We start from the raw sequence: 23340 nt of genomic DNA on the forward strand, positions 1-23340 counted from the left end.
TAAAATAGTCATGATTAATCAGCACACCAATCGCCATTATTCTCTTAAATCTTGTTAAAATAGGCCACCAATTTTATCTATTGATGGACATCCTTTTATGACAACCGCTGCCCCTTCGAATACTAATGTTCCCGCTATCAAAGAAGATCGCATCTTAATTCTCGATTTTGGCTCGCAATATAGCCAGCTTATCGCCCGTCGTGTCCGCGATTCTGGCGTATTCTGTGAGATGTTCCCGTTTGATATCGACACCCAGCGCATCATCGATTTTGGCGCAAAAGGCGTCATTCTATCGGGTGGCCCTGAGAGCGTGCATGCTGAGAATAGTCCGCGTATCAACGATGCCGTATTTGAGTTAGGCGTACCCGTATTAGGCATTTGCTATGGTATGCAAGCGATGGCGGAGCGCTTCGGTGGGCAAGTTCACGCCAGTGATGTCCATGAATTTGGTGCTGCAACTATCAATATCGATGGCAAATCCACCCTTATAAACGGTATCGAAGACGCCGCTGGTAAGCTCAATGTGTGGATGAGTCATGGCGATAAAGTCATTGAAGCGCCAGAAGGTTTTGATATTGTCGCTAGTACACCGAGCTGTCCGATTGCGATTATGGCGGATGATAGCCGTCATTATTATGGTTTACAGTTCCATCCTGAAGTGACCCATACCGCGCAAGGTGAGGCACTGATAGGTCGATTTGTCCATGATATTTGTGGCTGCGCGGGTAGCTGGACGTCCGACAACATCATCGATATGCGTATCGCGCAACTCAAAAAGCAAATCGGTGATAAGCAAGTATTATTAGGTCTGTCAGGTGGCGTCGATAGCTCAGTCGTTGCCGCATTATTGCATAAAGCCATTGGCGATCAGCTCACTTGCGTGTTTGTTGATACGGGTCTGCTGCGTTTGCATGAAGGCGATCAAGTCATGCAAGTATTCGCCGAAAACATGGGCGTCAAAGTCATTCGTGTCGATGCTGAGGATCTATTCTTAAACGCTTTAGCGGGCGAGTCTGATCCTGAAGCCAAGCGCAAAATCATCGGTAAAACCTTTATCGATGTGTTTGCTAATAGCGCCCGTAAAGTTAGTGAGCAAAGCGACGGCAAAGTCATAGAATTTTTAGCGCAAGGCACGATTTATCCAGACGTGATCGAATCCGCCAAGTCGCATCAAGGTAAAGCCCATGTGATTAAGAGCCATCATAATGTTGGCGGTCTGCCAGATGATTTGGCGTTTGAATTGGTTGAGCCGTTACGTGATTTGTTCAAAGATGAAGTGCGTAAATTAGGTCTTACCTTAGGTCTACCTGCGAAGATGATAAATCGCCATCCGTTCCCAGGACCAGGTTTGGGCGTGCGTATCTTAGGTGAAGTGACCAAAGAATTTGCCGATATCTTGCGCTCTGCTGATGCCATCTTTATGGAAGAGTTAGAGCGTTCAGGTTGGTATGAGAAGACTGCGCAAGCGTTTGCGGTATTCCAACCGATCAAGTCCGTCGGCGTGGTCGGTGATGGTCGCCGCTATGCGTGGGTGATTGCGCTACGTGCCGTTGAGACAGTAGACTTTATGACTGCGCGCTTTGCTCATCTGCCTTATGATTTGATCGAGACGGTATCAAACCGTATTATGAATGAAATCGCTGAAGTATCACGGGTGACTTATGATGTGTCGAGCAAGCCACCTGCGACTATTGAGTGGGAATAATCTCTACTTAATCTTTAGCTGACATAAAAAACACTCAACTTGGTTGGGTGTTTTTTTTGTAGAAATTTTACAATACTTTTAGATTTGGTAAAGAATTAAAGCTAATAATAGTTTTTGCAAAATTTTTGAATATAAAGTAACATCAACTTGCCCTTAGTTTGAAGTTCCTCAGGGAATTTCATGCGGTTGGTGTATAGCCGACCCGATTAGCATTGTTAGACATTCTTGACACAAGAATTCAATTGTCTCAGTGGATACAATCAAATTCTTGTGTACGCCTCCTATTTGTAAGGGCACTAATTTGATGTGGTACAAAAATCCGAAATACCTCTCTACAAAAGATAGATTTGTTTCTAACTTTTCTTCATGGAAGCTTACTCTTCTACATAGTTATTTACCTAAAATTGTTTTTATTTGCGGTGGCGATGAAAAATATCATCCCAATAGAAGTAAACTGGAAAATTATATCGAAAGTCATTTACCAGCATATCTTACATTCAGAGCTGAAAATGCTTGGGAAATTATTAGTGAACATTTTAAAGCAGATAGGTCTGTCAAAGACACGAACGCTCTAGCTTTAGAAGAATGGTTAGCTGATTTTTCTGACATAGTAATTATTCTAGTTGAGAGCTTCGGTACTGTTGCTGAATTGGGCGCTTTCTCAATAAGTCCGGTTTTACGGAAAAAATTATTACCTATTTTAGATGAGAAATATAATTATGATGAATCTTTTATTAATACTGGACCTATTCGATGGGTAGATGCAGACTCAAGGTACAAGCCATCAATATACACTGATTTTTCAACAATATTGACCTGTATGCCAGAGCTTGAGAAAAGAATGTCAAAGAACCGTGTTTCCTCATTAGTGAATGAGGATAAACACGGAAAGTATATATATTCAAAAAAAGTACTCCTTTTTTTTGTACTATATCTGGTATCCTCTTTTGGACCGATCAGTAGTTTAGAGGTTTCTGACTTGGCAAGAAAAATCATATCGTTGGATGATAAGAAACTAATTTCATTCATGCTTTCAGTTGGAGTTGCGCTAAATATTTTTACTAAGCACAAGATAAATGATGAAACTTTCTTTACTTGTTTAGACTATGAGAAATTATTTAGAACTGATGAACCTCAGAAACTATTACATAGTATTCAACAAGCCAGAGCTAAAAACCTTTCAAAATTGCTGTTAATTCCTGAATATAAAGCTGTATTAGAAAGGGTAGTATTAGATGCTAGTTGAATACCTCTCTAAAAACCTCTTACTCGAACAAAACTATATTGAAACTGTTGCAAAAACTGCATCGCGGAGATATAAGTCTTATCATATTAATAAAAAAAATGGTAAAGGTACTAGAAGAATATATCATCCTGCAGGTGAGCTAAAAGCAATTCAAAGAGCACTTCATAACGATATTTTGAGTAATTTTCCAGTTCATAATTGTGCTAAAGCTTACTATACTGGGTGTAGCATACTTAATAATGTTCAGCCTCATAAAAATAATAAATACTTATTAAGAATGGACTTTAAGAATTTTTTTGAATCTATAAAAAAAACAGATATTCAAAATTATGTTAATGAAAATTTCCCTAAGATATATTCTGAATGGGGTGAAAAAGATACCAATGTGCTATGTGATCTAGTGTGTTTTAATAAGACTTTAACGATTGGTTCTACGACCTCTCCAACAATAACAAATATTATATGTTATGAACTAGATGTTAAGCTTGAAACTTTATGTCGTACGAAAAACATTGTTTACACTAGGTACGCTGATGATATGTTCTTTTCAACTAATGAAGATAATATATTGTTTAAACTACCTTCAGAAGTAAAAAAAGTCGTTAGAAGTATAAAGTGTCCAAAATTACTGTGGCTGAATTTTGAGAAGACTGTACATTCATCAAGAAAACGTAATATGAGCGTCACAGGATTGACAATAACGAACGATAGAAAAATATCTATTGGACACGGTAAAAAAAGAGAGACTAAAAGTAAGGTATACAAATGGACAAGTTTATCTTTGGAAGAAAAGCGCTCTCTTTCAGGATATTTGTCGTACTGCAAGTCTGTAGAACCTGAGTTTATTAATAGATTATGTGATAAATATGGAGCAAGTAGAATAGTTGAAATTCTACAATATCCTTAATTTTTACCTTATTATATCCATACACACTTTACTAAAATTATAGTCTATTTTATTAGTCTAAAGTAATGGCAGCACCCCAAAAGGAGCACTGCCATCATCTAAAAATTATCTTCTAAACCGAAAACTTAACCCCGCACATTCACCACATAACGCCCAACGGTTTTGCTCGCCATAAAGCGATCTAAGTACTCAGGCGTTTGCTCTAGCGTAATCTCTTCGCCATAGCTTTCAAGATTAGGCAGTTTCATATCGGTTGAAACACGCTCCCAAATAGCTTTTTTATCCGTGAGTGGAATATAGACCGAATCGATACCGAGTAGGGAAACCGCGCGAGTGATAAAAGGTATCACTGACATCGAAAAATCAGCGCCACTCGCTAGACCACAAGAGGTCACCGCGCCGCCCGCTTTGGTTTGTTTGAGTAAATTGGCTAGATAATCACCACCAATCGTATCAATGGCGTTTGCCCATAGCTCGCGACCGGCAGGTTTTTTGCCGACTTCATTGATGGTATCGCGATGACGGACTTCACTTGCACCAAGCTCTTTGAGATAATCGCTTTGCTCAGGTTTACCAGAGAAGGCGATTACCTCATACCCGAGCTGACTTAAGATCGCGATACTGATACTACCGACACCGCCTGTGGCACCAGTGACTGCTACTGGACCATGTTCAGGTTTTGCGCCCATTTTTTCTAACTTTTGAATACTCAACGCTGCCGTTAAGCCGCCAGTACCATAAATCATCGCTTCTTTTAGTGTTAAGGAAGATGGACATTCGACTGCCCAATCGGCAGGGATAGAAATCATCTGACCTAGACCGCCATCCGTATCCATACCGAGATCATAGCCGAATACCACGACCTCTTGCCCTGCTTTAAATGTGCCAGACTTATCGCTGACCACGATACCAGCGGCATCGATACCAGGGGTATGCGGATAGTTTCTGGTGATTCTTTTATTGCCTGAGGCTGACATCGCATCTTTGAAATTTAATGATGAATAATGCACTTCGATGAGCAAGTCGTTCTCTGGCAAGTCGCTGATATTGCGCTCTTGAATGCTTTTATTGAATTCACCATCGCTGACCTCGCGGACGACTAAGGCTTTAAACGTTGTATTGTTAGACATAAGGCTATTCCTACTTAGTTTTTTGGTACGTCTTTATTCATGAATGTAGAGAAGCGTGCAAAATAATAACTTAAGGCTTTAATAGCACTTTACCTGTCTTCTCAGACTGAGTTTTTCCATCGACTGCTTTTGATATATCGGCTAGGTCGAAAGTCGCCTCGACAGGTAGTTTTAATTGACCATTGACCGCGCGATCAATCAGCTCATCGACCAAACGCTGCTTGTTCTCAACGCTCATCTCTTGACTAAGCTTACTACCCCAAAAGCCTTTTAACGTCGCTTGCTTAAAGATAATATCCGTGGGATTGAGTACCATTGCCTTACCAGACATTGCACCAAATACCGCAAACACGCCACCATGACCGAGTAGTGAAAGGAGCGCACCGCTGTCTTCACCACCGACTGAATCGACCGCTGCGCTAATCTTGTTTTCACCAATGATAGCTTTTACTTGCTCTTTCCAATCCTCATCTTCGGTATTGATATTGTTTTTGACATCGATAGCTTCTAACTCTCCAATGGCTTCCTTACTGCGTACCACATTGATGGTTTTTACACCGCGAGCTGCGGCTAGCATTGCTAAGGACTTACCGACTGCGCCATTAGCAGCATTATGGATGACCCATTGACCGCTCTCGACTTCTAAGAACTCAAGTAGCATTAAGGCGCTCAGCGGCATCGCGACCAATTGCGCCGCCATCTCATTATCCAAGCTATCGGGTACAGGGAATACCATATCTTCTGACGCGACAAAATACTCTGCCCAAGTGGCTTGTACACTAGCAGCTGCCACACGTTGACCGACTTTTAGGTCTTTGACTTCATCACCGACTGCATCAATGATACCGACCGCTTCAGAACCACCAATAGCAGGCATTTCAGGCTTGAAGCCATATTTGCCACGAATGGTCAAAAGGTCATGATTATGGATAGAGGCAAGGACAGTTTTGACTCGTACCTCATTGGCTTTGGGCTCAGGAATTGGGCGATCGCCTATAGATAGTACTTCGGTAGGTTTGCCAAAATGATCATAAGTTGCGCTACGCATGGTAATTTCCTTAATTTATTGATTTATTTTAAATGTTTACTTTAAGTCGTGAGCAACAGTAACAAGTCACATGCATTTAGCGCAATATTAATTTGGTTAATGAGCGTTGCTAATTTTACATACCAGTACCTTGGCGACCTGTATTTTCAGCGCTCTCGTCTACAATGTTTTCGTCCTGAATACTTACACCTTCAATAACCGAAAATTCGCCATTGACCATATCCGTAAGTAATGGCTCGCCTTTATCATTCACTCGAAATAAACCATATTCAGCGCCCTCAAACGCCTCCGCGTGACCCTCTTGAAAAAAGAAAGCATTGGTAGCGAGTTTGACCTGATTGCGGCGAATACGATAATAGATGGGCAGCTCATTAGTCGCCAAATTATTACGATTGTTACTATCTGCTAAACGCACAAACTGCCCAACGTTGTTTTTATCTAATTGGATAATGGCATAGCCGTTGCTCGATTCAACCTCATTACGGCGTTGCTCAGATGCAGTCAGTATGTCATCTGCTATAGCATAGCTTAAGGTCATATAATCGCCCTGCATAAAGCCACGCGGATCGACTGGAGCCAGCTCTAGTAATACGGTATCACCGTTTGCCAAATGCGTCTCATATTTAGCAACATTGATAGTCATTATCGCAATGACTAAGAGCAAGCCTAGTAGCGCAATACCGATTTTGAACGCGCGTTTTTGCCACCATGGTTTTGGGTTGGGTAGAGGATTCCGAGCCAATACACTAGCGTTTATATCGCTCATAGCGGGCGCTCCTCATGACTAATATCACTTATATTTGCTGTCGTTACACTACGGGCAGGATAAAATCTAATCAACAGCCAGCGCATCAGCAGTATTGCAACACCGATAACGAACATGGAAATAGATTTGGTGATTAATGTGGTGTCGAGCTGATAGTAATACCAGAATATATAGCTGACTAAGGCGATGATAGCGACACCCAGTAGCACTCGTTGGCTATTGGCCATTGCGATTATAACGACTAAGCTAGTGGCTAATAGACCTGACACATAGATCGATAGTGTGCCCAAAATAAGGATAGCAACGATCGATATTATCCCTAGTGTTGAAAGCAGTTTGACTTGATAGCGACGCAATATAAGGTAGGCGGCGTATAAGCTGGCGAGTGTCAGGAGAGTTTGAGCTAAGTAGTAATTGTAGCCAAAAGCCTCGTCATTGCGAATAAAGACATTACCATATTCAGCCGCGATAAAATACACCGAGACAGCAAGTAACATGAGTGCGCTGGCATAAGCGACCGCATTGATAATTTCAAAGGTAGCAGCATGCCATTTGATAGGTATATGTTGAGCGAATGAATAGCGTTGTAAGTTGCTGACTATAGCGATAAATGCCAATAGCCCTAAACTGATTTCTGCTATGTAATAGTAATTAAGTAGATAAACCACAGCGCTCAAAGTGATGACTGCGCTCAATAAACGATAGACGAAGTTTGGCATGATCAGCGTCATAGCCAGCTGAATAAGCAAAAACAGCCAAATATCTAAAGGCTCTGGTAACTCATTAGCTAATAAAGCAAAAGCCACGTAGGATTGGCCCGCTATGCTGATAGCGAAGGCTAAGCTACTCATAAATGCATTATGGCGAGTGTGCTGACTTTTAAAAATTACAAAACCGACAGCGCTCAATGACAGCCCGATGACGAGTAAAGCAGGCAGGCTATCAAAGGCCTTGGTCTCGAATAATAGTAGAGACAAAAATCCAATCAATAATAAGCTGGCAAAGACACCACTAAAGCCAAATAGTACTTTTATAAACCAAGGCGTATCTGATTTCGGGTCATGTTGGAGGTTATTATCACCCGCTCGATCAGTGCCCAGATTAGCATCGATTAAGCCTTGCTGTTGTAGCTCTAAAAAGGCTGAATTGCGCGTATCATTACTCATGATCGCCCCCTTTGACTACCGTATATGACGTATTGTTCTCATTGCTCTGATAGTTGGCGCGCGCCACCTTGCGTAGCCAAGTGACTGCATATGAGCTCATGCTAATCAACAAGACAGCTAATATTAAAAATCCACTAGCATCCATACTGCTGGGCTTTAGCTCAATGGCCCAACACATAACCACAGCAATGATAGAGCCACATAAATAGGTGAGCATCAGTAAATCGAATTGCTGTCTTTTAAAGCGCCAATATATAAACCCGCACCAGCTAAGCCACAGTGAGGCTGCAATGAAAAGTAATAGAAGGCTGTTATTACCGAAAACGGTCGATATTGTCAAAGAAGAGACGTTGTAAGCGCTTAATAACGCGACCGTATAAGTACTCCAATGTAAGCTTGTGTTTTGATGTTTTAGACGTGTATTTTCAAAGCAAAATAGCCATAAAGACAAGGCTGCAAAGTTAACGACAGCTATTAGAGTAAACCGCCAAAAGTCTTGATAATAATAGTCTAAGCTAGTAAAAATTGAGGTATCAATATAGAGCAAGGTTAAGGCGTTAATTAAACCTAACCACAATAGCCACAGCGCAGGGAAGCGGGCGATAAATACCCAAGGTAATATGAATACGGCCCAAGCAAAGAAAAGCTGCCAAGTATCAGCCCCCGTCTGATACACCTGCCCAAATAACGCGAGCAAGCTACCTGTAATGATGCTTGCGACAAGTAAAAGTAGCTGACGAATAAGGGTATAGCGCTTACGAAAAGAGAGCGCCACGTACAGCGCAATAGTCATGGCTAATGCGCCTTCAACCAAAGCGAACTTGCCCATCTTGCCCAAGTCCTGCCAATTATAAGCAATGAAAAACACTAGCGCTAAGCTCAGTGCAATCACACCGATAATCAACGCGGCTTTATCAAAGAAGCTGCGCCAAGTAGACGCGCTGGGATAAACTTGCAAATGGGTGGCTGCTGCCTCAGCATTCGATAAAGGCAATTGGCCTTGTTTGAGCAGCTGCTCGATAGTCCGCCGCGATTGACTCATAGCGTTCTCTATATTAAAAGAGTATTTAGCCTATCTTAGCGGTTTTTGGGAGGTAGGGGTATAATGAAAGCTTCGTAATAGATGAGCGAGGTTTTAATAAAACTCAATACGACTCAAGATATGCTCTTGCACCACATAAGCACAAAAATAAGCGCTCGGCCATGCAAACACAAACGCCAACCCCCACGAGTGTAGTAGCGTCATAAAGAACCCATCATGAATGCCTGTTTTAACTGTGATAAGCGCTGCTGAGATAATAAGCGACATCATCAATGCCATAATCCCCGTAAAGATAAGCCGATAATATTTGCGACGGGTACGTATTCTGAGGGTAGGAAGATTTGCCATAATAGTGCTCAGTTTAGAACTTTAGTAGATAACAGTTATTATTTTTATATAATTTTGATTGCATATTATACTCACTACCACACTGATTGGCCTTAAACTTTGTAAGATGAATTGATACCGCCGCTATCTAGGTAGCGGCGGCTGACTTTCTATTGAGTGAGCTGTGAAGGTATTTTTATACTAGAGTCAGCTATTAAGTAAGCTGTAACGAGCCTTTAGCACTCATCAATAGCTTGACTACATCATCACCACTGATAACCTCGAAACGCTTATCAATCGCTGATTCTTCAACGCCATTGTGCTGCATACAGGCACCACAGACCAGTACGTTGCCGCCTTGCTCAATAAAGGCTTCTAGTAACTTGCCAGCAGGCTCAAACGGAGCGCCAATATCGATATTATCTAAGGCGTTAGGTAGTGCTAAATGCACCGCATCCACCATTAAGATAACAGTCGCCGTATGACCTTGTTTTAGGGCTATACCTGCCATGGTAAAGGCTAAAGTAATTTTATTCGGATTGCTCTTGTCATCGAACAGGGTGCTGACATAATCGGTTGCAGTAGCCATATAATTCTTCCTTTATAGTTAGTTACTATTATAGTTAAATGCTAAGTAATGAAATCATAGCACATACTATGTTTTTTTATATAATGTATTGTTATTAATAAGTGTTCTTTGCTTACAGTCACAATACTACTCGATTGCATATGTACCTATAGCATCTATCATTCTTTTGCTGTCGAATCATGCTCGCGCAGGCGTCGATGCAAGTTCACCACATGGCGTAAAGGTAAATGCTTCCACGAGGTAGTTGGTGCCAGATCACGACACGATGCCGAAGTGCCCATCTGCGTGCGATAGCCTTCGCACCCTTGCGCGGCCTCCTCTTTGGACAGATTTTTACCTTTGCGCCAGCCACCGTGCAGATATAATGCTCCTCCCATTACTGCAGTCGCTACCATACCTGCTGGAAACGATAACCAAAGCGCATCGGTGCCAAGTATAGGATACATACCAAAAGCAAAGCCAAGGCGCACAGGATACATCGACACCACCATGACCATCAGTGGCCAGATAACATAGCCATTGGCTCGCATAGTGCCAAAAAACACTTGCGCTATGCCAAAAAAGAGAAAGCCCCAAGTCGCCATGATTTGAATATGTCGACCGATCGGTACCGCTGCGCTATCGCTACCTAGAAAAAAGCCCAAAATAGTTTTATCAAAGAGGGTCAGCACGCCAATCATAGTACCTGTCAATATCACATTAAAGATAAGTCCCCAGCGGGTAATCCCAGCCACGCGACTCCATTGATTGGCACCGATGTTTTGTGCGACCATGGCACTGGCAGCAGCACTGAGTGCCATAGCTGGCATCTGCACGTAAGTCCAAAGCTGCTGGGTGGCGCTATAAGCGGCGGTCGTCTGTACACCCTCGCGGTTGATCAGCGAGAGCATAGTCAGCGCGGCGGTTGAGATGACAATCATCTGCAAACCCATCGGCAGGCCTTTTGAGAACATAGACTTCAAAATACTGAGGTCTACCTTCAAAAATTTTAGCTCTGGCATACTGAGCGTTAGTGCCGAACCCCTCCAGTACATGGTGACCACCATACCGACTAGCGCTAGCGTATTAGCAACAGCAGTAGCAAAGGCTGAACCAAATATGCCCCACTCAGGGAAAGGCCCTAAACCTAAAATAAGCGTCGGGGTCAAAATCAGATCAATCACCACTGACATAGCGATAAACCATAGCGGCGTGGTGGAATCGCCCGTCCCACGCAGTGCCATCATCATCAGCGTAAAGGTCAAAGTCACGGGCATCGCAATAAAAATCATGCGCAGATAAGTCAGAGCGAGCTCAAACGCACTTGGCGGCGTTCCGAGCAGATCAAGTAGCGTCGGTGCAAATAGCCAGCCTATCGCCGACAATAAGATACTTATCGGAATAATGCTCCCTAGCGCCGTTCCCATAGTGCGCTTGACTTTGACATTGTCGCGTTCCCCCATAGCCTGACCAATAAAAATAGTCGCCGCCATCCCAAAACCAAACACGAATGAGATCATAATAAACATCAAGATATTACCGTTCGCTGTCGCAGCAAGCGCTTCTTCACCCAAAAACCGACCTACCCAAACGGCATTAATCGAGCCGTTCAAAGACTGTAGTGCCGAGGAGCCAAGGGTTGGCAAGGCGAACAGCAACATGGTTTTGGCAATCGACCCTTCGGTGAGGTCACGTGATTTATCAGCAGAAGTACTAGTATCGCTCAAGGTGCATCCTTTTGCGCCATTCCAGTTGTTTTCGGTTGGCTTTTCATTTTACGATAAAAACGCTTATTATAAATGACACCATTCATTCTATCTTGATTAGAAAGGTAATCAGTTAAGCGGTAGTGTTGTTTGTTAACGCAGAGGAATAATATTTTGACTACAAAGTTATAAATTAAAAAGTCTAAGCAGGAATTTACCTTTAAGATTGTAATTAAAATTCATTTGTAGGAAGATTTTCAATGCCATTAAAACGCTTAGCTCTTGCCACTATCTTTAGTATGTCAGTGGTAGGCTGTACCACTGCGCCTAATACCCTCGCCATTAGTACCACTCAAAAGCTCGTGCAGTACGAACGTAATAAATCAGATCTTGATATAAAGACATTTACTTTAGCCTCAGGCGATAGGCTAACTTATGCTGAGAATGCTAATGTGACTGGCGAGCCTTTACTACTGATTCATGGCTTTGGCGGCAATAAAGATAACTTTACCCGCATTGCTAATCAACTAGATAGCTATCATCTCATCACTCCTGATTTACTCGGTTTTGGTGACTCTAGCAAGCCAATGGCGGCCGATTATCGCGCTGATGCTCAAGCTGAGCGTTTGCATGAGCTATTGCAAGCCAAAGGTGTCGCTTCTAACATTCATATCGCTGGTAACTCAATGGGCGGCGCGATCAGTGTGGCCTATGCCGCCAAGTACCCACAGGATGTCAAAAGCTTATGGCTGATAGATAGCGCAGGGTTTTGGTCATCAGGTATTCCAAAATCGCTTGAGGGTGCGACGCTTGAGAATAATCCGCTACTGATTAATAAGACAGAAGATATTTATAGCTTATATGATTTTGTTATGTATAAGCCGCCTTATATACCAAAGTCAGTAAAAGCGGTGTTTGCACAAGAGAGAATCGCTAATAAAGAGCTAGATGCCAAAATTTTAAAGCAAATTACTGAGGACAATGTAGAGGAGCGCGCCAAAGTGATCGCTGAGTATGATATTCCAACACTAGTGGTGTGGGGTGAAGAAGATCGGGTGATTAAACCTGAAACGGCTATCTTGATAAAAGAGATTATCCCGCAAGCGCAAGTCATTATGATGGAAGAGGTCGGTCATGTACCGATGATAGAGGCGGTAAAGCAGACGGCGAATGATTATAAAAAGTTTCGGGCGGGGTTAGGGGCGGAGTAATTTAAATTTGCTTTAAATTAAAAAAAGAAACATCAGGTAGTTTAGTGTTTCTTTTTTTGACTACAGATGTGTAGTTAAGATAGTTGACTACGGATTTGTAGTTAAGTTGCTCCAATCGATAAATCCATTACGAATACATCAATGCCTTCTTTATATTTCTCTTTAATACAAGCGGTTAAAAACTCTTGGAGTTTGTTAGCACTTTGAGGTTTGTAGCCTTTGTTATTCTTGAGTTTTTTGCTTTTAATCAAATCTTTACCAAAATAGAAAACTAGGTAGATACCTTGTCCTTGAGACTGATACTCTTTGAGATACAAGTCGCCAAGCTGGTCATTCATAGCTGTCCATAAATCAGGATGCCATTGCCCTTTAACTTCTATAGGTAACTGCACCTCACTACTATTACAAACCAAATCAGCACGTTTATCATCTGGCATATCTTTTTCAGTATCTAACCTAAACTGGTATGGTTCAATATAAGGTTTTAATAAATCAGCTAATCTATCCCTACAATAGTTCTCGCCATGAGGCTTTTTCGGATTTTTACTTTTCCCATCTTCGTAGAACATCTTATAGCTATCGAGTTCACTGGACTTAACCTTTTTTTGAGTCTCATCAAGCAGTTCTAAAATTAAGACTTTCAAGTCTTTGCAATTCTTAGGTGCTTTATTTTGGAAAGTATTTAACAAGTCATCTAACCTTGGCGCTTGATAATTAGCATCCCTAATATTATTAGCTTGTTCTGCAAGCAGGTTGGTAATGAATATCGTATAACTTGAATGAACACAGTTTCTAAGTTTTCTAAGTTCTGCTTGAGCCTCAAAGGTAGTGATATTGCTAACCTCTGTTAGACAAAAAGTAATAAAGTTACTGGCATCGTAAGGGTGTCGACTTCCCGAGAAGCCACCAGTAGGCATATCAGTTTTAGGAAATGGATAACTAAAGCGATACGCAACCCAAGATGTTAATATCAGACTCATCATTTTAGGGTTTTTAGTTAATTGTGTGAGCCTTTCCCAAACTTTGTGTAACTGCTTATAATCCACTAACAGGAGAATAAGCAATGACTAACCAATCTGACATTAAAAAACTGGCCGAGCAAATGGCTGGTAGCATGAATAGCTTTGATGACATCAAAGACTTTCAGAAGCAGCTCATGCAATCCTTTATCGACACTGCTCTTGAAGCTGAGATGGAAGACCATCTCGGCTACCCCAAGCATGAGAAAGCAGACAAGCCTAATAAGCGTAATGGGCACACTAAAAAGACCATCCGTAGCGACACAGGCGATTTTGAGATATCCACCCCAAGAGACCGTGATAGCAGCTTTGAGCCTGTACTCGTCAGTAAGCATCAAACCCGTATTAGTGGCCTTGATAACAAGATCATCTTCCTTTACGCCAAAGGTCACACCACCACCGAGATTGTAGAGAGCATCAAAGAGCTCTATGACGTCGACATCTCAAGCTCTCTTGTCTCAAGAGTCACCGATAACATATTAGAGGACATTATCGTTTGGCAGAACCGGCCGCTGAGCAGTGTTTATCCTATCGTCTATTTAGACTGCATTGTCGTTAAGGTACGCCAAGACAAGCAGATCATCAACAAGGCGATCTATCTGGCCTTAGGAGTGGGACTTGATGGTAGAAAAGAGCTGCTTGGCATGTGGCTATCAGAGAATGAAGGCGCTAAGTTCTGGCTTGGTGTTCTCACTGAACTACAAAACCGCGGCGTTCAGGACATTCTTATTGCTTGTGTCGATGGTTTAAAGGGCTTCCCTGATGCCATTAACACGGTTTATCCCAATGCTCAGGTTCAGCTTTGCATTGTTCATATGGTGCGCTATTCGATGAAGTTCGTGCCGTGGACGGATAAGAAGGCCGTAGCGGCTGATTTAAAGGCAATTTATGGTGCTGATACGCTTGAGATAGCAGAGGCCAATCTTGAGCACTTTGATGAGGTGTGGGGTGATAAGTATCCGCATGTGGTTAAGTCTTGGCGTAATAACTGGGAGGGCTTAACGGTGTTCTTTGAGTATCCGAAAGATATCAGAAAAGCCATCTATACCACCAATGCTATTGAGTCTTTAAACAGCGTGATTCGGACAGCGGTGAATAAGCGTAAGGTGTTCCCGTCTGATCAGGCAGCGTTTAAAGTGGTGTACTTAGCCACCCAGCAGGCATCCAAAAAGTGGTCGATGCCTATTCGTAACTGGACGTCTGCTCTGAATCGCTTTATGATTATGTTTGATGATCGTATTAGTAAGCATTTAATCTAAATGGCAGTTACACAGAATCTGGGATGGTCTCAATTGTGTGTCATGATAAATTTCTTTTAGCTGCCAAAATATTGACTTTGGATATGGGGTACATCGTAGATAGTATAGAAAGCCCTTCTCATCAATAATGCTTAATAATGACAACCATCTACTAGATTCTTCAATATATTCATCATTAAACTTTGCTTTTACGTTAGCAACAATTAGCTCACGTACATTAGTCAATTTATCATTATTAATAAGCGTATCGATAAATTGTTTTTTTGCTTCAGGATGAATTTTAGAGTAAGTGTTCAATAAATACACAATAGTGTTAATTGAAAGCTCATCTACATCTATACCGTAGACCCAATGCAAGCCCTTTATTAGCGCACCATCGTTCTGAAACTGAGGAATAAACATTTCATCAATAATTGTCTTCTTTAAGCTTCTGATAACTATTTCATGTCTGATGGTTTCGCAAAGCTTAGGACTTTCATTATCGTAAAACGTAAAACCTAAGTATCGGTCATAATCTAGAATAACAGCGCAGGCTATAATAGTATTATCAGATAAATCACTGAGTGTTTCGTTTCTCAAGAGACGACAATAAATTCCAGCTATCAAAACTGGCTCAATATGATAGCTTTTTTGGGTTGTTAGTTCAGATATAGTAGGAACTGAGTTATGTAGGCTAGCTTCAAACCCTCTTAGTATAGAGTCAGTTAAATTCTCTCCGAAAACATATTTAACTTTTTCAACTGCCTGTAAATCTTCAGGTATATCATAGTCTTTATACAGTAAAATATGAGCTGGATAATTACAAAATTTAGCGTCGCCTCTCTCTAATTCAGTTCTGTATGGTAATAAGTTGTTTTGAATTTTCTTAGATTTCAGCCTCTTATTTATTCCTTTACGACGGCTAGAGCGCTTATCTTTTATTTCCCAATCAGAAAGATAAAACTTCTTTTTGCTGTTCAAATAGTCTAAGAGTTTATTGTGTTGTGCGTAAGGTAATGCAAGTCGATAAATTTCATTAGAGATAATACCCCTACCACAATAAAGACTCAAAAGGTGCTTCCATTTACTAATGCTATCTTCGGTCACATTTTGCTCTTGTATGTATATTAGTAATTTTTCCACATTTTCCTTTGTTGGAATTAGAGAGTACAAGACAGTTTGGTTAAATAAATAGAAGCTAAAATGCTCGCTTGACTGTTCCAAATAGCACTTCTGAATCTCTAGTTTCTCCTCTGGGTATCGTTGGAAGTAATCTATGAAAAAGCTAGAGGTCTCTTCATCTGACCCAGAGGTGTAAAACTTATAAAAAAGTGAGATACTTTCGTAGAAAATAACGGTATCTATTTTTTGCTTACTCTCTGATATATATCGTTGAATAAGCCTTATAATTAAGCGATTTATATCTTTTACAGCTTCATGATTTAAAGCATACCTACCAATAGCTAAAGAAATAACTTTTTTACGTAAATTCTTTAGAAAAGTAGGAATTCTATCAATAGGATATTGTGAAAAATAATATTCACTACCATTTCGAGGTGCAAAAATTTCTCCACGTTTTGCGTTAGAAAGTTTAAAGCTATAAGATTTCATAATTAATGTAATAATTTGTTCATCTGTAATCAAACCATAGCCATGTTTAATGCAATATTCAAAAATTAACCTTAATGACGAATGACTGCCTTTTTCTATCAAGGGAGTGAAATGAGCAGAGGTATTAATTAAACCACTGGCATGGAGCAACATCAGAGAGTCAGAACGAGCAGAGTAATACCAGTCGTCATCGTAAGCGATTGCAAATAACTCATCGGTTAGCTCTGGAATAAAGTTCGCATCTCGTAATACTTCAAGTATGGTTGTTAAGAAATGAAAGTTCGCATCTTTATTGCTTAATAATTTCTTATATTTCTTGAGTAATGAGCGGCTAACTAATCCTTCAGCTTTAGTTTTTTTCCAGTAATTATTTTTGCGAAACCAAGGGTTGTCTATAGTCAACTTTTCCAAAGCGTCAAATAGTAAAACACTATCAGTATCTGAGAAGTAATTAGTATCGCCATACTCTATTAGCCCGTAAGAGTCAGTTTTAATGACTATTTCAGATAAGTTAGGATTGAAAGTAGGTAACCAAGCAAAGATACCCCTTAGCGATGCAATAACACCATTATCTACAATTAAGTAGGAAAGAATATGACGTTTAACTATAGGGCTAGTCATCTTCTTCGCTAACCACTTAGCACCTAAATATTCTGCAATACTTCTATGCCAAGGCTTAAATAAGTCAGCTTCTACTGATTGAAATAGTCGCGACTGTATGGTTGACTCTAGTGTTTCAATATTTATAAGGTCAGTTAAAGAATGAATATTTATTGCGCTATCAGGCGTAGTGGATGTCATACCTTTATAGATAAACTGCTTTCCTGCTAGTAGATAAATAGCAAAGAGTAATCCTGCACACTCGATGACTTGTTCTTGGTGTAACTGTCCAAGTGTATTCTGCGCTTTTGGGTTTATCTCTTGCCATAGTTTTTCAGCTGACAATTCAAATAATTTAGCTTTTGTCTTGGGTACAGAATGAAATGAAAAATCAATTTCTGCTAATAAAGCTAAATTCCTTGGATTTTCGTAAAAAGAAGATAAGCTGTTTTCTTCTAATTGAGTGATAAGCTGAGAGACATTTTCTGAAGATAGACCTCGCGATTGTAGAAACTGATGAGCATCTTCTCGGGATAGATTTGTTAAGTTCGCAGTCAATATATCTTTATAGTCACTCTGAATTTCGTTCTTATTACTACTATTCCATTCAATACTTCGACAAGTTAATATAAACTTTGGATAGTCCAATTCAGCAAGCTTGTTTAAGACACTATCAATGCCACTACTATCTTTGGTTGAAGGTATTTCGTCAAATGCATCTATCAGGAGAGTTTCATCAGGCTGAATACTTAGCCTCTTGACTGACTTTTGAACCAAGTCTGATGCACTTAAATACTTCGTTTTAATATGAGATGGTTTAGCCAACTCCTTCATTAATTCAGTTTTACCCATACCTGCATCAGCAAGAATAACAACAGGTTTAGACTGAGCTACATTTAATAGTTGTGAGTCCTCTACGGTTATAGTTTCGAGTTTCCCTTCATCATTACGGAATTCATATTCGAGCTTTCTGGGAATATAATTTTGCATTTTTTGTTATCTATAGGTATGAGTTATCCTTAATCTATCATTAACATTTGTGTCTTAGCAAATAACTTAGTATGAGAAAACTCATCAATATTTAATTAATAGAAAAACCACAGAAATATTTCGTCTCCATAGTTTACAGTATCTTCTTTCAATCCAAATAGCCTCAACCCATCGGCGGCCAACGGTGATCCTTATTCGCCTCTATCCATTCATTTACCCAAGGCTCAGGCTGAATCACTAAATCAGGCTCGCCTAACGCCTCTAGCATTCTTGCGATTTCTATTACCTTACCGCCTTGAGTGATACCGTTTCTTAGCAATACCGACGAGCAAGGCTTACCTCTGACCCACATGGAATGCTCAAGATATAGCCACTTTTCATCTAAGCCAACCAGTTGCGTTTTTATCGTGATTTTATCAAACCAACGAATGCGTTTGCGGTACTGAATAGTGCTGCCAGCGACGACCATACCCCAACGTTGCTTCAATAGCGCTCTGCCAAGACCAGTACGAATGATAAAGTCCGTACGTCCGATGTCATAAACCGTCAATACTCGCCCATTATTCATCTCAAGCATCGGATCGAGATCAGTGACGCTACAGCGAACGTCTACTTCAGTAGTGTTTGCCAAACTAATAAAACCAGTTTTTCTATTATCACGAAAGGAATCAACCATAGACTTGGCATAGCGTAGATAAGGATACATAGAACACTCTCAAAATTTCAAAAATTAGGGTCAGAATGGCATTCTCTCAATGATTATTTATGGGATGAAACCCCAATATAATTAAAATAAGCACTGACCGTTTCAGGTATCCAATTGATATCAAATCTTGATTTTTTATACAGATGCGGTGACTTGTCTTTATCGGAGCGATAGCGCAAATAGCCGATATGACCACCGTGCTCAGTATCGATGATAGTGACTTGGTCAGAGACATCATTTGGCGTGGCGGTAAAGCCAATAAACGGATCGTCTTTGGCACTGATGAGTAATAATGGACGAGTCACATTCAGTAAATAGGGTAGGGCTGACGAGGCTTGATAGTAGTGATTATTAGAGCGGTAGCCATGACGCGGAGCGGTAAAGATGTCATCGAAGTCACTGATGCGATTGACCGCTTTTATCGAGTCGATCTCTTCTGCTGTAATGTCATTGGCTAGCGCTTTTTTGATAATAGGGTTAAGCAGATAAGGGGTATAAATTCGATGACTCAAAAAGCTGTGCATACTAAGAGCGGCCGAAGACATATCGACGGGAGCTGAGATGACGGCAGCACCCTTGCATAAAACTTTGTCACCATATTCACCCATGTATTTGGCCAAGGCATTGCCACCCAATGAGACGCCAACGGCATAGATATTGTCATAAGTTGCGCACAGATTCTGTAGGGTATGATGTACTTCGCTTGTATCACCTGCGTTATAAAACACTCGACCGCTGGCAGGAATACCGCCACAGCTGCGAAAATGGGCGACTACAAAGTGCCAGCCCTGCGCGTGCATTTGATAGGCTAGAGCGCGCGCATAATGGCTATCGCTGCTGCCTTCCATCCCATGAAACAAGACGATTAGTGGTATTTTATCACTAGCGTCAGTCGAGGTGTCTACTGTGGTATCTGTCGTAGTGCTTGGCGGCCACGCATCATAAAAGTCATAAGCGATATCGCTTTCACCGAGCGAGTCTTTTTTGACCACACGTCGATATTCAGGCGTCTTTGGGGCAAAAAACTTCGGCAAGATACTTTGCAAATGGGGGTTGGTTAGCCAAAAAGGTGGCTTAAATTCTTGGTAATTAAAAAGTGTCATAGGTGGTATCAAATATAGTTGAAGAGAATAAATTTTCTTACTGAGTGAAATTAAGTTTCCCGTGAAACAAAAAGTTTTGTTAGCTGATAATTAGCGTTTTTCCGATGAGCTATCATACTAAGCTATAACTAAGGTTCCAATATGTTTTAGTGAACGCGCTACTCATCATTGGTTAACACTTTCCCCGACATTGCCAGCTCAGTCTTTAAAGATTCAATATTTCGCTCAGCAAGCGTTACGATCAGTAGTACCTCTTTGCTATAAACCACATCATCGATAGTACCGTTTAAGCTCTCAATAACATAACGGCATTGAGACTCATTAGCGAAATCCGCTACTATCTGCACTTGTGCCATAGCGACATAAGGACACAGCTGCATCTCATCAACAGCCGCTTGTGCCGAACCAGCATAAGCACGCGTCAAGCCGCCAGCGCCGAGCTTTATACCGCCAAAGTAGCGCACGACGATGATAATAATATTGCCAATAGACTTGTGTTGCAGCACATTTAATATGGGCCGTCCTGCCGTACCACTTGGCTCACCATCATCATCGAAGCCTGCGCTCGTGGTGTTATTAGGATCACCAATGATATAAGCCCAACACCAATGTCGCGCGTCTGGATACTTTATGCGTAATTGTTCCACATGAAACATCGCTTGCTCACGCGTATGCACAGGATAGGCATAGGCGATAAAGTCGGACTTTTTGATCTCAAGTCGCGCCGTAACTGCGTGCTGTAGGGTTTGATAACTCATAGCTCAATCACTTAGTAACTTTGTCATTTAGTTTTTATAAAGGGTTAGATGATAAGTCTAGGTTTTGGTGGGATATGGTAAACTAGCCCCACTATAACAAAACCCCATAATAGCAAAGGTAGTAAAAAGTATGCGTTTAGATAAATTTATCAGTAAAGCCACCGAGCTGTCGCGTAAAGAAGCCAAAAAAATTCTCCATGCCTCTGAGGTTACCGTTAATGATGAAGTGATCAAAGACCCAGGTATGCACGTCGATATTATCAACGATGAAGTATTGTGGGTAGGCGAGCCGCTATCTGTCGCCACAGGCAATCGCTATATCTTATTGCATAAGCCCGAAGGCTTTGAATGTACGCTCAAAGAAAAAGAGCATCCGATAGTCACTGAACTGATTACTGTACCAGAGCTTAGCAGTTTACGGATGGCAGGACGCTTAGATGTCGACACCACAGGTGCGCTATTACTTAGCGATGATGGTAAATGGTTGCATCGTGTCACTAGCCCCAAGCACGAACACGCCAAAGTTTATGAGCTGACGCTAGCAGATGCTATGGATGAAGCCGCTCAGGCTAATGCTATTAAAGAGGTTGCTCAAGGTATCCTGCTAGAAGGTGAGCACGAAGAAACCAAGCCTGCTACTTTAGAATTTATCGATGAGACTCATGCGCGTCTAACCTTGGAACAAGGCAAATACCATCAGGTCAAACGTATGATGGGTTATTTCGGTAATAGAGTCACTGAGCTACATCGTGCGAGTGTCGGTCATATTACTTTAGACGGGTTAGAGAAAGGTGATAGTCGCTTTTTAACCAGCGAGGAAGTCGCTAAATTTTAAAAATAAGTCAATTAATTGATATCTTATGGGCTAGGTTAACGTCTTTTGTAGGGTGCGCCCAGCGCACCTGAGAAACGTCAAAAAATCGTATTACTAGAAAATCACAGATTTTCTCTTGCACTAGGATAAAGGTTCCCCAAACCTTTATTTAAACCTAGCTCATAGTTTCGCAAGGAAAATCCTTTAAATAGGATTTTCTATTATTATACCTCTACTATTAGCGCGGTTGGTTTTGCGAAATTCCTATAAATAATTCTGATAAAAAGCAGCTTATATAATAGGTATTAAGTTAATTCCAATCATATTCTACAAAGCCACGCCGTTTTAAGGCTCTACTTTATCAAACATAAATCATATTTGTTGTGCATCCTTCGATTCTGTTACTTGTCTCTTAAGCGCAAGTAGCAGATTTGCAAAATAAGCCATAATACCTTTGCTGATTCCTTATAAAGTTAGCCCTCTGTGCTACAGTCTTATCTTATTTTTAATCTACTTTTTTATATACTATCAGTCATACAAAAACCAGCTATATGCAAATAGCTGATACTGATTAAAAAGTACGCCTTATTCAAAATATGATAGGACTATCCTGTGAAACTACCTACGTTCAAATCTGCCACTATTATTAGCGCTATGTTGTTGGCGACCAGCGCTTGTGCACAACCTACATCCACTACTAATGCTAATAGCGAGAGCAGTAAAAATGTACCAAGCGTTACAGAGACGAGTACAGTAACGGCTGCTACCGAAAGTTATTTACGTAAGGTACTGTTAGAGGTCGGCATAAAGACTGAGATTGTCGCTATTACGCCATCGAATTTGCCGAATATGTATCAAGTTGATCTAGTAGCGCAGCCGCCATTGCATATCACTGCTGATGGTCAATACGTTATTCAGGGTGAGCTGAACAAGAATCCAAGTAAGCGTGTCATCAGTACAACACCTGCTCGCAGCAACAGCAGCCAGATTGGACAGCCGGTCTCTGCCCAAACCAAATCTTCCATACTCGCTAATATGAGCGAGCTCAAAAATATGAGTGAAAAAACACCGTTTTTTTATACTGCGGTGCCAGGTGTTATTTGGGGAGCGACCTTAGAGGGCGTGCCATTTCTATTATCAGATGATGCGCAGTACATCACGGATGGCGAGATATCTGTAATAGAAAACGGACAGTTTATAGGACTCGATGAGAATTTTGAAAAGCTCAAGAATCAGTCTGTATTTGAGACACTAGATACGTCGCAGCTGATTACTTATCCAGCGACTACTACCGAACGTGCTGTTATTTACGTCGCCACCGATGTTAACTGTCCGTATTGTCGTTTGCTCCACAAACAGATGGATAGCTTGAATAGTAAGGGTGTGACGGTAAGGACCATCGGCTATCCTATCTATGAAGAGTCGCCCGAGCAAATGCGCGCGATTTGGTGCCAAGCCGATGACAGCAGTCGCCGCACTGCGCTGGATAAAGCGCTATTGAGCGGCGAGATGACGCCAGCACCCGCCAGTTGTAGTACGGATTTCGTGACGCCTAATCGCGAGAAAGCAGCAGGTCTTGCTGTGATTGCCACCCCAGCCATCTATTGTGATGATGGGGTGTTGTTTCAAGCCAGCTTTGAGAGTCCTGAGTTTTTGGCATTCTTGGGCGTAGAATAAAC

Annotated in this window: 20 protein-coding genes; 7 read left to right on the forward strand and 13 right to left on the reverse strand. The window is 41.2% G+C overall.

All coding sequences use genetic code 11. The annotated features are described in order from the left end of the window. Positions 1-97: 97 nt before the first annotated feature. The 3 genes from guaA (at position 98) to ACR63T_RS00095 (ending at position 3858) form a co-directional block, all read left to right on the forward strand. Positions 98-1705, forward strand: coding sequence for a glutamine-hydrolyzing GMP synthase (guaA, locus tag ACR63T_RS00085; protein WP_472784355.1), 1608 nt, complete (start codon positions 98-100; stop codon positions 1703-1705). A 304-nt stretch (positions 1706-2009) separates the two neighbouring features. Further along, the gene (locus tag ACR63T_RS00090; protein WP_472784356.1) at positions 2010-2951 is read left to right on the forward strand and encodes a retron St85 family effector protein; all 942 of its coding nucleotides are present in this window, start codon (positions 2010-2012) and stop codon (positions 2949-2951) included. Further along, positions 2941-3858 carry a retron St85 family RNA-directed DNA polymerase gene (locus ACR63T_RS00095; RefSeq protein WP_472784357.1) on the forward strand — a complete coding sequence of 306 codons (918 nt, stop codon included), beginning with the start codon at positions 2941-2943 and terminating at the stop codon, positions 3856-3858. Before ACR63T_RS00090 ends, ACR63T_RS00095 begins: the two co-directional genes overlap by 11 nt. A gap of 125 nt (positions 3859-3983) precedes the next feature. On the opposite strand, the gene ACR63T_RS00100 is transcribed toward ACR63T_RS00095, so the two are convergent. The 8 genes from ACR63T_RS00100 to ACR63T_RS00135 all read right to left on the reverse strand — a co-directional run bounded on the left by ACR63T_RS00100 (position 3984) and on the right by ACR63T_RS00135 (position 11632). Continuing rightward, positions 3984-4988: an oxidoreductase gene (locus ACR63T_RS00100; RefSeq protein ID WP_472784358.1), complete on the reverse strand. Its 1005-nt coding sequence runs from the start codon at positions 4986-4988 to the stop codon at positions 3984-3986. Positions 4989-5058: 70 nt separating this feature from the next. Continuing rightward, positions 5059-6036: a zinc-binding dehydrogenase gene (locus tag ACR63T_RS00105; protein WP_472784359.1), complete on the reverse strand. Its 978-nt coding sequence runs from the start codon at positions 6034-6036 to the stop codon at positions 5059-5061. Between the two features lie 115 nt (positions 6037-6151). Then, entirely contained in the window at positions 6152-6802 is a 651-nt protein-coding gene (locus tag ACR63T_RS00110; protein ID WP_472784360.1) for a GDYXXLXY domain-containing protein, read from the reverse strand. Further along, positions 6799-7968: a DUF4401 domain-containing protein gene (locus ACR63T_RS00115; RefSeq protein WP_472784361.1), complete on the reverse strand. Its 1170-nt coding sequence runs from the start codon at positions 7966-7968 to the stop codon at positions 6799-6801. Before ACR63T_RS00115 ends, ACR63T_RS00110 begins: the two co-directional genes overlap by 4 nt. Then, positions 7961-9010 (reverse strand): DUF2157 domain-containing protein, encoded by a 1050-nt coding sequence (locus ACR63T_RS00120; protein ID WP_472784362.1) that lies wholly within the window; start codon positions 9008-9010, stop codon positions 7961-7963. Before ACR63T_RS00120 ends, ACR63T_RS00115 begins: the two co-directional genes overlap by 8 nt. A 93-nt stretch (positions 9011-9103) precedes the next feature. Further along, positions 9104-9358, reverse strand: a complete 255-nt coding sequence (locus ACR63T_RS00125) for a DUF2798 domain-containing protein (RefSeq protein WP_201570755.1) — start codon at positions 9356-9358, stop codon at positions 9104-9106. A 193-nt stretch (positions 9359-9551) separates the two neighbouring features. Beyond that, the gene (locus ACR63T_RS00130; protein WP_472784363.1) at positions 9552-9926 is read right to left on the reverse strand and encodes a DsrE family protein; all 375 of its coding nucleotides are present in this window, start codon (positions 9924-9926) and stop codon (positions 9552-9554) included. Between the two features lie 158 nt (positions 9927-10084). Beyond that, positions 10085-11632: an MATE family efflux transporter gene (locus ACR63T_RS00135; RefSeq protein WP_472784364.1), complete on the reverse strand. Its 1548-nt coding sequence runs from the start codon at positions 11630-11632 to the stop codon at positions 10085-10087. Between the two features lie 239 nt (positions 11633-11871). On the opposite strand from ACR63T_RS00135, the gene ACR63T_RS00140 reads away from it, so the two are divergent. Then, a complete protein-coding gene (locus ACR63T_RS00140) occupies positions 11872-12822 on the forward strand; it encodes an alpha/beta fold hydrolase (RefSeq protein ID WP_472784365.1) in 951 nt (316 codons plus the stop codon). 101 nt (positions 12823-12923) lie between these two features. On the opposite strand, the gene ACR63T_RS00145 is transcribed toward ACR63T_RS00140, so the two are convergent. Continuing rightward, the gene (locus tag ACR63T_RS00145) at positions 12924-13886 is read right to left on the reverse strand and encodes a hypothetical protein (RefSeq protein ID WP_472784366.1); all 963 of its coding nucleotides are present in this window, start codon (positions 13884-13886) and stop codon (positions 12924-12926) included. On the opposite strand from ACR63T_RS00145, the gene ACR63T_RS00150 reads away from it, so the two are divergent. Beyond that, a complete protein-coding gene (locus ACR63T_RS00150) occupies positions 13886-15100 on the forward strand; it encodes an IS256 family transposase (RefSeq protein ID WP_201574572.1) in 1215 nt (404 codons plus the stop codon). The genes ACR63T_RS00145 and ACR63T_RS00150 overlap by 1 nt on opposite strands. Here the strand turns inward: ACR63T_RS00150 and ACR63T_RS00155 are convergent. The 4 genes from ACR63T_RS00155 to ACR63T_RS00170 form a co-directional block, all read right to left on the reverse strand. Further along, on the reverse strand, positions 15092-18280 hold the full coding sequence (locus ACR63T_RS00155; protein ID WP_472784367.1) for an NACHT domain-containing protein: 3189 nt from the start codon (positions 18278-18280) through the stop codon (positions 15092-15094). The two genes, ACR63T_RS00150 and ACR63T_RS00155, sit on opposite strands and share 9 nt — an antisense overlap. Before the next feature lie 163 nt (positions 18281-18443). After that, positions 18444-18986: an acyl-CoA thioesterase gene (locus ACR63T_RS00160; RefSeq protein ID WP_472784368.1), complete on the reverse strand. Its 543-nt coding sequence runs from the start codon at positions 18984-18986 to the stop codon at positions 18444-18446. A 53-nt stretch (positions 18987-19039) separates the two neighbouring features. Then, positions 19040-20089 carry a YheT family hydrolase gene (locus tag ACR63T_RS00165; RefSeq protein ID WP_472784369.1) on the reverse strand — a complete coding sequence of 350 codons (1050 nt, stop codon included), beginning with the start codon at positions 20087-20089 and terminating at the stop codon, positions 19040-19042. Between the two features lie 158 nt (positions 20090-20247). Then, positions 20248-20847 (reverse strand): YigZ family protein, encoded by a 600-nt coding sequence (locus tag ACR63T_RS00170; protein WP_472784370.1) that lies wholly within the window; start codon positions 20845-20847, stop codon positions 20248-20250. A 130-nt stretch (positions 20848-20977) separates the two neighbouring features. On the opposite strand from ACR63T_RS00170, the gene ACR63T_RS00175 reads away from it, so the two are divergent. Further along, positions 20978-21682, forward strand: a complete 705-nt coding sequence (locus ACR63T_RS00175; protein ID WP_472784371.1) for a pseudouridine synthase — start codon at positions 20978-20980, stop codon at positions 21680-21682. A gap of 591 nt (positions 21683-22273) precedes the next feature. Next, a complete protein-coding gene (locus tag ACR63T_RS00180; RefSeq protein ID WP_472784372.1) occupies positions 22274-23338 on the forward strand; it encodes a thioredoxin fold domain-containing protein in 1065 nt (354 codons plus the stop codon). Positions 23339-23340 lie beyond the last annotated feature (2 nt).

The organism is Psychrobacter sp. M17(2026) (assembly GCF_055699815.1).